Source organism: Aequorivita marisscotiae, assembly GCF_029814825.1.
Taxonomy (GTDB): Bacteria; Bacteroidota; Bacteroidia; order Flavobacteriales; family Flavobacteriaceae; genus Aequorivita; species Aequorivita marisscotiae.
The window spans coordinates 853521-866574 of sequence record NZ_CP122379.1 but is presented as its reverse complement, the minus strand read 5'-3'; the positions used below and the strand labels follow the sequence as shown (position 1 = coordinate 866574).

Annotated in this window: 14 protein-coding genes; 6 read left to right on the top strand and 8 right to left on the bottom strand. The window is 38.3% G+C overall.

Going from position 1 to position 13054, the window contains the following annotated elements:
* Positions 1-36: 36 nt before the first annotated feature.
* Positions 37-2097 carry a protein-disulfide reductase DsbD family protein gene (locus QCQ61_RS04060; RefSeq protein ID WP_279449443.1) on the bottom strand — a complete coding sequence of 687 codons (2061 nt, stop codon included), beginning with the start codon at positions 2095-2097 and terminating at the stop codon, positions 37-39.
* Positions 2098-2468: 371 nt separating this feature from the next.
* On the opposite strand from QCQ61_RS04060, the gene QCQ61_RS04055 reads away from it, so the two are divergent.
* From QCQ61_RS04055 to QCQ61_RS04030, 6 genes are all read left to right on the top strand, one after another.
* Positions 2469-3005, top strand: coding sequence for a hypothetical protein (locus tag QCQ61_RS04055; RefSeq protein WP_279449442.1), 537 nt, complete (start codon positions 2469-2471; stop codon positions 3003-3005).
* Between the two features lie 144 nt (positions 3006-3149).
* Positions 3150-6560: an isoleucine--tRNA ligase gene (gene ileS / locus QCQ61_RS04050; RefSeq protein ID WP_279449441.1), complete on the top strand. Its 3411-nt coding sequence runs from the start codon at positions 3150-3152 to the stop codon at positions 6558-6560.
* Positions 6557-6940, top strand: coding sequence for a TraR/DksA family transcriptional regulator (locus tag QCQ61_RS04045; RefSeq protein ID WP_279449440.1), 384 nt, complete (start codon positions 6557-6559; stop codon positions 6938-6940). Before ileS ends, QCQ61_RS04045 begins: the two co-directional genes overlap by 4 nt.
* Before the next feature lie 116 nt (positions 6941-7056).
* Entirely contained in the window at positions 7057-7218 is a 162-nt protein-coding gene (locus QCQ61_RS04040; RefSeq protein ID WP_279449439.1) for a hypothetical protein, read from the top strand.
* 45 nt (positions 7219-7263) lie between these two features.
* Positions 7264-7686 (top strand): DUF4097 family beta strand repeat-containing protein, encoded by a 423-nt coding sequence (locus tag QCQ61_RS04035; RefSeq protein ID WP_279449438.1) that lies wholly within the window; start codon positions 7264-7266, stop codon positions 7684-7686.
* A gap of 36 nt (positions 7687-7722) precedes the next feature.
* Entirely contained in the window at positions 7723-8334 is a 612-nt protein-coding gene (locus QCQ61_RS04030; RefSeq protein ID WP_279449437.1) for a lipoprotein signal peptidase, read from the top strand.
* A 2-nt stretch (positions 8335-8336) separates the two neighbouring features.
* On the opposite strand, the gene QCQ61_RS15545 is transcribed toward QCQ61_RS04030, so the two are convergent.
* The 7 genes from QCQ61_RS15545 to QCQ61_RS04000 all read right to left on the bottom strand — a co-directional run bounded on the left by QCQ61_RS15545 (position 8337) and on the right by QCQ61_RS04000 (position 13050).
* Positions 8337-8708 carry a DUF2752 domain-containing protein gene (locus QCQ61_RS15545; protein ID WP_373693847.1) on the bottom strand — a complete coding sequence of 124 codons (372 nt, stop codon included), beginning with the start codon at positions 8706-8708 and terminating at the stop codon, positions 8337-8339.
* A 31-nt stretch (positions 8709-8739) separates the two neighbouring features.
* Entirely contained in the window at positions 8740-9024 is a 285-nt protein-coding gene (locus tag QCQ61_RS04025) for a CD225/dispanin family protein (protein WP_279449436.1), read from the bottom strand.
* Positions 9025-9058: 34 nt separating this feature from the next.
* Positions 9059-9643, bottom strand: coding sequence for a 5-formyltetrahydrofolate cyclo-ligase (locus QCQ61_RS04020; RefSeq protein ID WP_279449435.1), 585 nt, complete (start codon positions 9641-9643; stop codon positions 9059-9061).
* Between the two features lie 129 nt (positions 9644-9772).
* Entirely contained in the window at positions 9773-10774 is a 1002-nt protein-coding gene (locus QCQ61_RS04015; RefSeq protein ID WP_279449434.1) for a succinylglutamate desuccinylase/aspartoacylase family protein, read from the bottom strand.
* Positions 10775-10776: 2 nt separating this feature from the next.
* Complete coding sequence (gene rimK / locus QCQ61_RS04010) at positions 10777-11649, bottom strand: 30S ribosomal protein S6--L-glutamate ligase (protein WP_279449433.1); 873 nt, start codon at positions 11647-11649, stop codon at positions 10777-10779.
* On the bottom strand, positions 11646-12071 hold the full coding sequence (locus tag QCQ61_RS04005) for an ATP-dependent zinc protease family protein (RefSeq protein ID WP_279449432.1): 426 nt from the start codon (positions 12069-12071) through the stop codon (positions 11646-11648). The genes rimK and QCQ61_RS04005 overlap by 4 nt, the downstream gene beginning before the upstream one ends.
* A gap of 103 nt (positions 12072-12174) precedes the next feature.
* Positions 12175-13050, bottom strand: a complete 876-nt coding sequence (locus QCQ61_RS04000) for an ATP-grasp domain-containing protein (RefSeq protein ID WP_279449431.1) — start codon at positions 13048-13050, stop codon at positions 12175-12177.
* Positions 13051-13054: the final 4 nt, after the last annotated feature.

The window sequence follows — 13054 nt, the reverse complement described above, 5'->3', positions numbered from 1 at the left end:
AATGAAAATAGCTTAAATAGAGGTGTTTAGCTATTTTTAATTTTGAAAGGCGGCGGTACCTTTTTGAAGCCAGCTGTAATATTCGTCAATATCGGGGGTGTAACCTACCGGATCTATTAAATTTTCTTCGTTATGATCCATCAAAACATAGAACGGTTGGGCATTTGCTTTGTATCGCTTAATTTGAAATTCGCTCCATTTTTGCCCTATATATTTTAACTTCTTTCCAGATATTTCAGAAACAAAAACTTCGTCTTCGGGTAGGGGTCTTTTATCATCCACATAGAGCGAAATTAGCACGATATCCTGATTTAGCAATTTCAATATTTTTGGTTCGCTCCAAACGCGTTCCTCCATTTTTCGACAATTAACACACGCATGACCTGTGAAATCTACAAGTACTGGTTTACCTACTTTTTTGGCATAGGCCAAACCGGTTTCGTAATCGTGGAATGCCAGAATATCATGTGGTCCAAGATGGGCACCTTCCGGAAATTCAGCCGTACTAGTACTACCACCACTACTCATTTTAGTAAAACCAACCCCATAAGGAGATTCGCTATACTGCATCGGGGGTGGGAAACCGCTTATTAATTTTAAAGGTGCTCCCCACAAGCCTGGAATTAAATATATGGTAAACGCAGCTACAACCAAACCTAAACTCAATCTACCCACAGATAAATGATCTATAGGCGAATCGTGCGGAAGTTTGAATTTTCCGAATAAATACAGTGTTAAAGCTCCAAAAACTGCAATCCAAATGGCTAAGAAAACTTCTCTTTCCAACCAGTGCAGTTGAAGAACTAAATCTGCATTGGAAAGAAATTTGAATGCCAAAGCAAGTTCTAAAAATCCTAAGAATACCTTTACGGTATTAAGCCATCCACCAGATTTTGGAAGCGAATTCATCCATCCCGGAAAGGCTGCGAAGAGCGCGAAAGGCATTGCCAAGGCCAGGGAGAATCCAAACATTCCAACAAATGGTGCGATGCCTCCTTTTGAAGCCGCTTCAACCAAAAGCGTTCCTATAATAGGTCCCGTACATGAAAACGAAACAATGGCCAATGCCAAGGCCATAAAAAAGATTCCAATCATTCCGCCACGTCCCGCTTGCTTATCTACTTTATTCGCCCACGAATTGGGTAACATTATTTCAAATGCTCCTAAAAAGGAAAGCGCAAAAATTACAAGCAATAAAAAGAAGAAAAAGTTAAACCAAACATTGGTAGATAACGCATTGAGCGCATCGGCACCAAAAAACCAAGTTACTATTGCACCCAGAAATACGTAAATTACAATTATTGCAATACCGTATATAATAGCATTTTTAATACCCGCGGCTCGCGACTTGCTTTGCTTTGTGAAAAAGCTTACAGTCATAGGTATCATCGGGAAAACACAGGGAGTTAGCAATGCTGTAAACCCGAATAGAAACGCCACGACAAAAATGGTCCACAGCCCTCTATTTTCCTGTTTTTTTGTTTGCTTAATTGCTGCTTTCGAAGTTTCGGAAGTAGTTTGAACACTATCTTTAACCACTTCTGTATTTTGAGCAGTTAAGGTGTCTTCAATATTTTCAGTGGTAGTATCGGTAAGTTCTGAATTATCTGTTGATTCAGGAACAACGTTCGTTTCAGAATTTTTGGCTGGCGCGGGAATTTTAAAAACTAAATCTACATAGTTTGGTGGCAAACAGCGCGTATCGTCACATACCATAAACTCTACTTCGCCTTTTATGGTAGTGCCTTCATTGCCGGTTAGAGCTATTCGCTTGGTAAATGTGGCCGTGTGCGAAAAGAAAGTAATAACCATATCAAAAACCGGATCGTGTTCGGTAACGCCTTTTCCTTCCTTTACTTCGCCTACAGATTTGTATGCATTATTTTCTTCAAAAGTAAAAACCGTTGGCAAAGGGCCATCCTCGGGCACTACTTGCGAATATAAATGCCAATTGTCTTCAATAGTGGCTTTTGCAATTAAATCGTATTCCGTTTCTGATATTTTCTTGATGCTTGTTGTCCAAGATACAGGATCTAGAATCTGCGATTGTACAGAACCGAACGAAACAAGCAGCAGTAAAAAGAAAATTTTTTTCATTAGTAAACTGTTTTGTAATGGCAAAATGAATTTCATAATTGAAGATGAGAATGAAGTAATCAAAAATATGATGCAATTTTAAGGATAAACCCTTAAAAAAATAAATACAAATATAAAGATACCTTTAGATTATGCAGGTGAATTGATTTAGAAAAGAAGGTTTTTGAAAATAAATATTGCCTTATTTGGAAATATTTATCACATAAACCTCTCTAAAGAACAAAAAACTCTAAAATCATCAAAAATTAAACACTGAAAAATCGAAATAAAGTTTTAGGAAGATTTACGGATTCTTCGGCATAATAATTACAATTAGAGGGCGTTAGTTGATAAAATGGTGTTATATTCGCCGAAAAATTAAAAAAATCGAAATGATGAAAATATCAAAATTATTTATCCTTTGTATCTTAGCAGTGGCAACCATTAGCTGTAGTAGTGATGACGACAATAATCCGCCTCCATACACGCTTTCCACAACAAATTTTGTGGATACCTACAAATTAAAATTTTTGGAAATTAGAGAAGTTGAAACAATTACTTTTAGCAACGGAACAACTTCCACATCTTCGGCGGTAACTGTGGGCAGTGTTTTTCAAAATGTAAACTTTGTTTTCAACTCAAATAACACCTATACCGCAAATGGGTTGTTTAATACGGTAACCACAGTAACTAATCCTGACGGGAGTACAACGGTTGGCGATACGGTTATTGTGAGCTTAGATGAAACCGGTACCTACACTTTAAATGTTGGCAATAGCACCTTAACTGTGACTGATAGTGATGGGGAAGTAACAGCATTAGAAATTAGTGACTATACCGAAACCAGTATGACACTCTATGCAGAAGAAACAACAGTTTCTAACAACAGTACTATTGTAACTTCCGTTGAATACAGATTTTCTAGATAGAACTTACATTATAATCACTAGAAAACGCCGCTTTTTTAAGTGGCGTTTTTTATTATTTAATTTTCCAAAATCACTACCACTCGAGAAATCAATTAATTCTTTAAAAAACCTTACTTTTGCACACTTTATTGCAATATCCATACTATGAGTACAAAGTTTAAAGAGTATAAAGGGCTAAACCTCCCGAAACTGGCGGAAGAAATACTAGATTTCTGGAAAGAAGAACATATTTTCGAGAAAAGTATTTCCATTCGTGAAGAGGCAGAACCATTTGTGTTTTTTGAAGGACCGCCATCGGCCAATGGATTGCCGGGAATACATCACGTTATGGCGCGTGCTATTAAAGATATTTTTTGCCGCTATAAAACCCAAAAGGGATTTAAAGTAGATAGAAAGGCAGGCTGGGATACCCACGGCTTACCAATAGAATTGGGCGTAGAAAAAGAACTCGGTATTACCAAGGAAGATATTGGCAAAAAAATATCTGTTGAAGAATACAACGCGGCATGCAAAAAAGCAGTTATGCGTTATACCGATGTTTGGAACAATCTTACAGAACGCGCTGGGTATTGGGTAGATATGGAAGACCCGTACGTAACGTACCAACCCAAATATATGGAAACCGTTTGGTGGTTACTAAAAGAAATTTACAATAAAAACTTAATTTATAAGGGCTATACAATCCAGCCCTATTCGCCAAAAGCTGGAACAGGTTTAAGTTCGCACGAACTTAACCAGCCAGGAACGTATCAAGATATTACCGATACTACTGTTGTTGCGCAATTTAAAGCAATAACCAATACACTGCCAGATTTCTTGGCCGAAGAATCTAACAACATTTGGTTCCTCGCTTGGACCACGACACCGTGGACGCTTCCGAGCAATACAGCACTTACCGTTGGCGCCAAAATAGATTATGTATTGGTAAAAACGTTCAACCAATACACCTTTCAGCCAATACATGTTGTGTTGGCTAAAAATTTAGTTGCTAGCCAATTCGCAAATAAGTTTGAAGAAAAGCCAAATGAAGAATCCCTCGAAGCTTTTAAACAGGGCGATAAAATGATTCCGTATTTTATTGCGAAGGAATTTAAAGGCACAGATTTACTGGGAATTCGCTACGAGCAATTATTAGATTATGCCAAGCCGCACAACAATCCCGAAAATGCTTTTAGAATAATTGCAGGCGATTTTGTTACCACAGAAGATGGTACCGGAATCGTGCACACGGCACCAACCTTTGGAGCGGACGATGCTAAAGTGGCAAAGGAAGCAACGCCCGAAGTGCCGCCAATGCTCGTTAAAGACGAAAACGGTAACTTAGTGCCACTTGTAGATTTACAAGGAAAGTTCCGTCCCGAAATGAAGGAGCTCGCCGGAAAGTACGTAAAAAACGAATACTACGACGATTCCGAAATACCCGAAAAATCTGTAGATGTTGAGCTAGCCATTAAATTGAAGACTGAAAACAAAGCTTTTAAAGTTGAAAAATATCTTCACAGCTATCCAAATTGCTGGCGTACCGATAAACCAATTCTATATTATCCATTAGATTCCTGGTTTATAAAGGTTACCGAATTTCGCGATAGAATGTTCGAATTAAACAAGGAAATAAACTGGAAACCAAAAGCAACTGGCGAAGGCCGTTTCGGCAACTGGCTTGCAAATGCCAACGACTGGAATCTTTCACGTTCGCGATATTGGGGAATTCCATTGCCAATTTGGAGAACCGAGGACGGAAAGGAAGAAATCATTATCGGTTCGGTAGAAGAATTGAAAATTGAAATGAATAAAGCTGTTAAAGCTGGATTGATGGAGAAGGATATTTTTGAAGGCTTTAAAGCGGGCGATTTATCAGACGAAAACTATAAAGAGGTAGATCTTCACAAAAATATCGTAGATGGAATAACCTTAGTTTCGCCATCTGGAAAACCAATGAAGCGCGAAGCCGATTTAATAGACGTGTGGTTCGATAGTGGCAGTATGCCGTACGCACAATGGCATTATCCGTTCGAAAACAAAGAGAAAGTTGAAAATACTTGGAGAAAGGCCGATTTTATTGCAGAAGGAGTAGACCAAACACGCGGTTGGTTCTATACCCTGCACGCCATTGCAACCATGATTTTTGACGACGTAGCTTATAAAAATGTTGTATCAAACGGACTTGTTTTAGACAAAAACGGTCAGAAGATGAGTAAACGCCTGGGCAACGCTGTAGATCCATTTGAAACTTTAGATGTTTTTGGCCCAGATGCTACACGCTGGTATATGATTAGTAACGCCAATCCTTGGGATAATTTAAAATTTGATCAAGACGGAATTTCAGAAGTTCGGAATAAGTTTTTCGGAACGCTATACAATACTTATAGTTTTTTTAGTTTATATGCCAATCTCGATAATTTTAACTATATTGAACCCGATCTTCCGCTGGCAAAGCGACCGGAAATTGACCGTTGGATACTTTCAGAATTACACTCCCTTATCCAAAAAGTAGACGAATATTACGCAGATTATGAGCCTACCAAAGCTTCGCGTGCTATTTCAGAATTTGTACAGGAAAATTTAAGTAATTGGTTCGTGCGCTTAAGCAGAAGGAGATACTGGAAAAGTACCAATAATGAAGATAAAATTTCGGCTTACCAAACGTTATATACGTGTTTGGAAACCGTAGCTAAATTAGGTGCTCCGGTAGCACCGTTCTTTATGGATAGACTTTATAAAGATTTAACGGGCGGAACATCAAAAGAAGGCGTGAAGTCGGTACATTTAACCGATTTCCCAAAAGTAAATGCCGCATTTATTGACAAAAAATTGGAGCATAAAATGCAGAAAGCACAAACCATATCGTCGTTGGTGCTTTCGTTACGACAGAAAGAAAAAATAAAAGTGCGTCAACCGCTTCAAAAAATAATGATTCCCGTTTTGGAAGATACCGAAAAGGAGGAAATATTAGCGGTTTCAGATTTAATAAAAAGTGAAGTAAATGTAAAAGAAATAGAACTGATAGACGAAGGTTCCGGAATGCTGGTAAAGCAGATAAAACCAGATTTTAAAGCCCTCGGCCCACGATTTGGAAAAGAGATGAAAGCCGTGGCAGCAGCAATTTCGGCTTTTGATCAGCAACAAATTGCTATTTTAGAGAAAGACGGTGAAATATCAGTTTTTATTAATGAAAAAAGTACTAAATTGGCACTCGAAGATGTAATAATTAGTTCGCAGGATATTGAGGGCTGGTTGGTTGCAAATGCCAATGGAGTTACCGTTGCACTAGATGTAACTATAACGCCAGAATTAAAAAATGAAGGGATTGCCCGCGAACTTGTAAACAGAATACAAAACCTGCGAAAAGACAGCGGTTTTGAAGTAACAAACCGTATTGAGGTAACACTTGAAAATAACGAAGAATTACAGGTGGCGGTAAACCAAAACCTAAAATATATACAAGAAGAAACATTAACTGAGGTTTTGCAATTTCAACCAAAAATTGAACAAGGAACCGAAATTGCATTTGACGATATTGAAACGCAAATAAGCATTAAAAAACACGAATCATGACAGAAACAGAAAAGACCAGATATTCAGATGCCGAGCTGGAAGAATTTAGAGTACTTTTAAACGATAAAATAAAAAAGGCAACAGAACAATTAGAGTTAATCCAAAGTTCATATAAAAACGACAGTAACAACGGTACAGACGATACTTCGCCTACCTTTAAAGCCTTTGACGAAGGCAGTGAGGTAATGAGCAAAGAAGCAAATTCGCAACTTGCCATTCGACAAGAAAAGTTTATCCGTGACCTTAAAAACGCGTTGGTGCGTATTGAAAACAAAACCTACGGGGTTTGTCGCGTAACCGGTAAATTAATAAACAAGGAGCGTTTAAAACTTGTGCCGCACGCTACACTGAGCATAGAGGCTAAGAATTTGCAAAAATAGGATCATCCTAGCCCCTGCCCAATGCTAAGGGATTTTATTCGTAAAAATTATAGCCTTGAAAATTTTCAGGGCTTTTTTTATTGAATAAATTCTTGACGATCTTTATTATTAAATTTGTGAAACTAGCACTCTTTATACTCGCTGTAAGCTGTTTCGGAATAAATGCTTCGGTCGGTCAAAAAATAATCGAAAAGCAATTTTTTACCGAGGATATTACTACGCTCTCTATTGAAGATAATGCCATCTTTAAAATAACAGTTTATACTTCCGAAGAATAGGAAATTAAATTTTCAGCACACATTTCTGGTGAACACTCCGAAAATGTGATAATTGAAGAAAATTTTTCTGAAGGTAAACTTTCATTAAAAACCGGATTTGCGCCATTTTTCGTTTTAAACAACGACAAATTGGCCGCCCATAAACTAATGGCCATAGAGGTGAAATTAATTGTTCCCGAAACTCTTTCGTTAGAAATTAAATCGAAACTTGCCTCCGTAGCAATAGATGGCACCATTAAAAATCTTGCAGTATCGCTACAAAGAGGCAATTGTTTTGCAACAAATTTTAGCGGAAATGCCCACCTTAAAACCACCGATGGCACTATAACCGTATATGCTGCAGATGCTGTTGGCGGAAAAGCCATTTCTACCCGTGGAAAGATTGAGAACAACTTGCCGCCCAATGGAAAGTTTTTCATTGAAGCCGAAAGTATTAATGGCAATATTAGGATGCTTCAAACCAAATAATATTGCTACTTTTGCCCGCGTTATCCATTTGCATATATGAGCCTAAAAAAATCTATTTTTATTATTATTCTGGTCTTATTGATAGATCAAATTTCTAAGTTTTATATAAAAACACATTTTGCTTTAGGCGACGAAGTTCGCGTGTTTGATTGGTTTCGTATTCTATTTGTTGAAAATGAAGGTATGGCTTGGGGTGCAAAAATTCCTGGCGAATACGGCAAGCTATTTTTAACACTTTTTAGAATTGTTGCTATTGGCGGTATAGGCTATTGGCTGTGGGACTCCGTACGAAAAAATATGCCAAGCATTCTCATCTTTTGCGTAGCGCTTATATTTGCAGGAGCTTTGGGCAATATTATCGATTCAGTCTTTTACGGAATTATTTTTAACGACAGTCACCACCAAGTAGCTACGTTATTTCCTGAAGCAGGAGGTTACGGCACGCTTTTTCACGGAAAGGTGGTAGATATGCTCTACTTTCCGCTTTATGGGGGCGTCTTGCCAGAGTGGATTCCTTTTTGGGGTGGAGAATATTTCACTTTTTTTGATCCCGTATTTAATGTGGCCGATTCGTCTATAAGCGTAGGTGTAATTTTGCTGCTTATCTTCAATAAAAAAGCATTTCCAAAGAAAGAAGTTTCGGAGTAGTATTAACCGGTGGGCGCAAGCAAATTAAAAGGATAAATGGGTATGTTTCGCAAAACCCAATAAATAACTGCCAAAGCGAAATATCCAAAAATAAAAACCTTACTGTAAAAAAGTAAAAATCTGTAACTGGTACCAAAAATCCAATTAACAATGGTAATTCCTAAGCCATAAACTAGGATAGGTATTGTTAAAACCATTAATGGGTTAAATCGAAATGCTCCAAAAATATCGCCCCGAAATAATAGGTGAATAGCCCGCTGTGAACCACAACCCGGACAGTGAAACCCCGTTAAATAGTGAAACGGGCACGGAATAAAAAATCCATTTTCCGAAGGATCATACGTGTAATAAACTATAAAAAAGACACCTGCCAATACTAGAATTAGGCCTATTTTAAAATACTTATTAGAATCCGGCAAAATTTCCTCCTATACCTATTATAACAACAAATATTACATAAAGTACCACAAGAATTAGTGAAGATGCCGCTCCCCAAATTGCCCACTTTTTTGCGTCGTCTGCTGCTCTATATGCACCATCGTAATCGCCTTGAGCCCATCGTTCATTAACTTTTGAAGCGGAAATAATCGATACAATTCCCAGCGGTAAGCAGCAAAATACGGTACATAAAATTGCCCAGATCAAGTTGTTGTCCGGTGGAGTTTGCATAGGTTGGTTGGTTGTTTCCATCTGCTTTAATTTTTAAGTTAAAATATTAGAATTTTTATAAAGATAGGTGGCAATTTTCAAAATTCACAATTTTTTCTGAAGTGATACAAAAATTTAAAGGAATATCTGTGGTTTCAAAAGGTATTTTCGGCTCCGGTTTAAAAAATGAAAGACCAACTAATATTGTGTTTTTATTGCACTTAGCCAAAAACCTATCGTAAAATCCTTTGCCATAACCCACGCGGTTTCCGCTGGTATCGTACGCCAATAAAGGTACAAATACAACTTCAATTATTTCAGGCATAATTTCAATGCCCGAGACTGGTTCTGGGATACCGTATTTTGAAGTTTTTAAAACCGTATTTTCCTGAAGTAAAAAATGTTTCATTTCACCCGAATCAAAATTTGCTTTGGAAATTACTATACTTTTGTCTTTCCCTTGTAAAATGTGAAGTAAATATTCCGTATTAACCTCTTTTTTTTCTAAAATGGGAAGAAATATATGATAATAGGTTTTATTCCAAATAGGAAGTTTTAATGCCTGATTGGCTATCTGAAGGCTCATGGCCTCAATGGATTCTTCGGAAAGCTCTTCCCGGAGTTTTTTATATTTCAAACGAAGCGAAGTTTTATCTGCCATAATATTTTAAAATTCCAACTTCCAAATTTTGTCATCCAGAACACAGTCTAAGGGCCAAATCCCAAATCCCAAATCCCAAATTCCAAAATCATCAATCGTTAATCCTCAATCGTCAATCAAAAAATCCTTTTAGTCTTCCATTTCTTCATCATCCGTATTATCGGAATTTTGAGTGGAAATATGAAAAATAGCATCGCCTTGGTTTACAATGGGCGATTGGTTTACATTTATAATATAACCTTCATTGGGCGAAGTAACTTTAAAGCGCATTTTTCCGTACGGATCGGTAATAGTTGCCAAAAACTCGCCTTTTTCTACGTGCTTGTTGCAATCTATTTTAACGTGTAGCAATCCACTGCGGTAGGCACGAATCCATTTGCTTTTTTCAATAATTACCGTTTTGGCATTTGGTTCTGGCGCTACGTGCCGTTTGCCCAACATGTCTAAATGTGCTAACACTCGCAATATACCGTCAACACCTTCTTTTGCAATGTGTTTATTGCTTTCGCGACTTTTTCCTCCTTCAAATAGTAATACGGGAATCCCCATTTTTTGACAGGTATTGCGATATGATTTTTCAATAGTATTAGAAAACACTGTAAATGGAGCATTAAAAACTTTTGCAAGTTCCAACAATTTGTCGTTCCCCGGTTTTATGCGAATTTGTGCAGCATTAAAACGGCTGGCGCCGCCTGTATGAAAATCGAGGCAATAATCTGCGTGCGGTAACACTTTTTTGGTGAAATGATATGCAACCCTACTGGCTAGCGAACCTGTTTTTGTACCCGGAAAAACCCGATTTAAGTCGCGCCCATCGGGAAACGAACGGTCGCCGTTTAAAAATCCAAATACATTAAGAATAGGAATACAGATAATAGTACCCCGTTTAGGTTTGTTTAATTTTCGGGCAATGAGCTGGCGTACAATTTCCACCCCGTTTATTTCATCTCCGTGAATGGCAGCAGTAATTAAAACCGTAGGCCCTGGGATTTTTGAGCGTTCTATAATTATTGGTATTTCAACTTTTGTGGAAGTGTAAAGTTTCGCAATGCTGAAATCAATTGTCTTACTTTCGCCCAGAGCTACGTGCTCATTTAAAATTACAATATCGCGTTCTTCCTTTTTGGCCATTTTTAAACGTTTCGTTCAATGTATTTAATAATGGAGTTTGCAATGTCTTTGCCGGTTGCTTGTTCAATTCCTTCCAAACCTGGAGAAGAATTTACCTCCAAAATAAGCGGTCCTCGTGCAGACTGAAGCATATCTACTCCCGCAATTCCAAGCCCCATGGCTTTGGCGGCTTTCAGCGCGGCCGTTTCTTCCTCGTCGGTAAGTTTAATGACCGAAGCCGTTCCACCGCGGTGCAGATTACTGCGAAATTCGCCTTCTTTTCCTTGTCGCTTCATTGCGCCAACAACCTGTCCGTCCACAATAAAGGCACGAATGTCTGCACCCCCAGCCTCTTTTATAAATTCCTGCACGATTACCCGCGCTTGTAAATTATTAAAAGCTTCAATTACAGATTCGGCTGCTTTTCTGGTTTCAACCAAAATAACGCCGATGCCCTGTGTGCCTTCCAATAATTTTATAATTACTGGAGCTCCCCCGGCTTGATCTACAATTTCCTTTACGTTTTTAGAGTAGTTTGTAAAAACGGTTTTAGGCAATCCCAATCCTGCACGCGAAAGTATTTGTAAGCTTCGCAGTTTATCGCGTGAGCGCACTAAGGCTTGCGATTCGGTGGTGGTAAACACACGCATCATCTCAAATTGCCGCACCACTGCAGTGCCATAAAATGTAACCGATGCGCCAATACGCGGAATAATAGCATCGGTGTGGTCCAGTTTATGGCCTTTGTAAATAATTACCGGATTTTTCTTTTCGATAACAATATCACATTTTGCGTGGTTAATAATCTCTACTTCGTGCTTTCGGGCCTTTGCCGCTTCCACGAGCCGTTGGGTGGAGTAAAGATTTGCATTAGCCGATAATATTCTAATTTTCATTTTTTGTTTTTTAGTTTGAAGGAGAGGTTCGTTTTATTGATATCTACAAAGAATTTTCTGCTAAGAAAATTTCGTCCCAAAAGTACGGGAAAACGCATCTCTTCGCGATCGCTCAGTGTTAAATATATTGGGTGCGTTTTGCCAAAAAGAACAATTTCCGTTTTAATTCTATATCGCGCCTCAGACTGCCCGTTACTGCTCTTTACAACTTTTACATCGTACTCGTCAAAAACAATTTCTTTTTCATGATAGCTGGGATGTGCTTCATCTAAAAAATTACATTTTAGATAGTTATCTTCCACTTTCATATTTTTGCAATGTATGGAAGAAGTGTAGGCGCCCGTGTCCACTTTCACTTCAATGTTATACAAGTTGAATTGTGGAAAATCTGCCTTATCTATCCTGCCGATGTCTCTTTTCAATGTTTAAGGAATTTTGTTATTGCAAGGTATGAAATCGAAATTGAAATCGAAATTGAAATCGAAACCCAAAAAATAAAAACTGTTCAATGGTACTGTAAACTGTCTACTTTTTAAAATTTCGCTCAATATATCCAATTACGCTTTTTGAAACGTTTTTGCCCGACGTATTTTCAATGCCTTCCAGACCCGGCGTGCTGTTGATTTCCAAAACCAAAGGACCATTTTTGGATTGCAGGATATCCACACCGCAAAAAACCAAATTCAATGCTTTTGCAGCTTTTATCGCTATTTTTTCTTCTGCGGAAGAGAGCGAAATCATTTCCGAAGAACCGCCGCGGTGCAGATTGCTTCTAAAATCGCCAACTTTGCATTTGCGTTTCATCGCCGCAACCACAACGCCGTCCACCACAATAGCACGAACATCGGCGCCATTTGCTTCTTCAATATATTCCTGCAGTATAAATTTAACGCCAGCAGCATTTAGGGTTTCAATTGTTGCCAAGGCATTTTGGGGACTTTCAGTTAAAATCACCCCTTCGCCGTGTGTGCCTTCCAAAAGTTTGATGATAATTGGTTTGCCGTTGAATGTTTTTAATTGTTCCTCAAATTCAAAAAACGAAGCATAAACCGTTCGTGGCACGGGAATTTGATGTTTAGCCAAAATTTGAAAGCATGTCCATTTGTCACGGCTATTAATTATTCCTTCGGAAGAAACCACGCTAAAAACGCCCATTGCCTCAAAATGGCGGACTACATTGGTGCCAAAATAAGTATTTGAAGCACCAATTCTGGGAATTACCGCGTGCAGGTCGTCCACCAATTCATTTTGAAAATAGAGGACGGCTTTTCCGTTTTCTACGGCGAGGTTGCAATAGGAAGGATCCAAAACCTCCATGGTGTGATTGCGCGCTTCACCAGCTTTTAAAAGACTTTGGGTGGAATAAAGCGCTTCCCCGCGCGATAAAATGGCAATGTTCATAGTT

Coding starts and splice junctions, on each gene's coding strand:
- QCQ61_RS04060 (WP_279449443.1), bottom strand. CDS start 2,097: ATGAAAAAAATTTTCTTTTTACTGCTGCTTGTTTCGTTCGGTTCTGTA.
- QCQ61_RS04055 (WP_279449442.1), top strand. CDS start 2,469: ATGATGAAAATATCAAAATTATTTATCCTTTGTATCTTAGCAGTGGCA.
- ileS (WP_279449441.1), top strand. CDS start 3,150: ATGAGTACAAAGTTTAAAGAGTATAAAGGGCTAAACCTCCCGAAACTG.
- QCQ61_RS04045 (WP_279449440.1), top strand. CDS start 6,557: ATGACAGAAACAGAAAAGACCAGATATTCAGATGCCGAGCTGGAAGAA.
- QCQ61_RS04030 (WP_279449437.1), top strand. CDS start 7,723: ATGAGCCTAAAAAAATCTATTTTTATTATTATTCTGGTCTTATTGATA.
- QCQ61_RS04025 (WP_279449436.1), bottom strand. CDS start 9,024: ATGGAAACAACCAACCAACCTATGCAAACTCCACCGGACAACAACTTG.
- QCQ61_RS04020 (WP_279449435.1), bottom strand. CDS start 9,643: ATGGCAGATAAAACTTCGCTTCGTTTGAAATATAAAAAACTCCGGGAA.
- QCQ61_RS04015 (WP_279449434.1), bottom strand. CDS start 10,774: ATGGCCAAAAAGGAAGAACGCGATATTGTAATTTTAAATGAGCACGTA.
- rimK (WP_279449433.1), bottom strand. CDS start 11,649: ATGAAAATTAGAATATTATCGGCTAATGCAAATCTTTACTCCACCCAA.
- QCQ61_RS04000 (WP_279449431.1), bottom strand. CDS start 13,050: ATGAACATTGCCATTTTATCGCGCGGGGAAGCGCTTTATTCCACCCAA.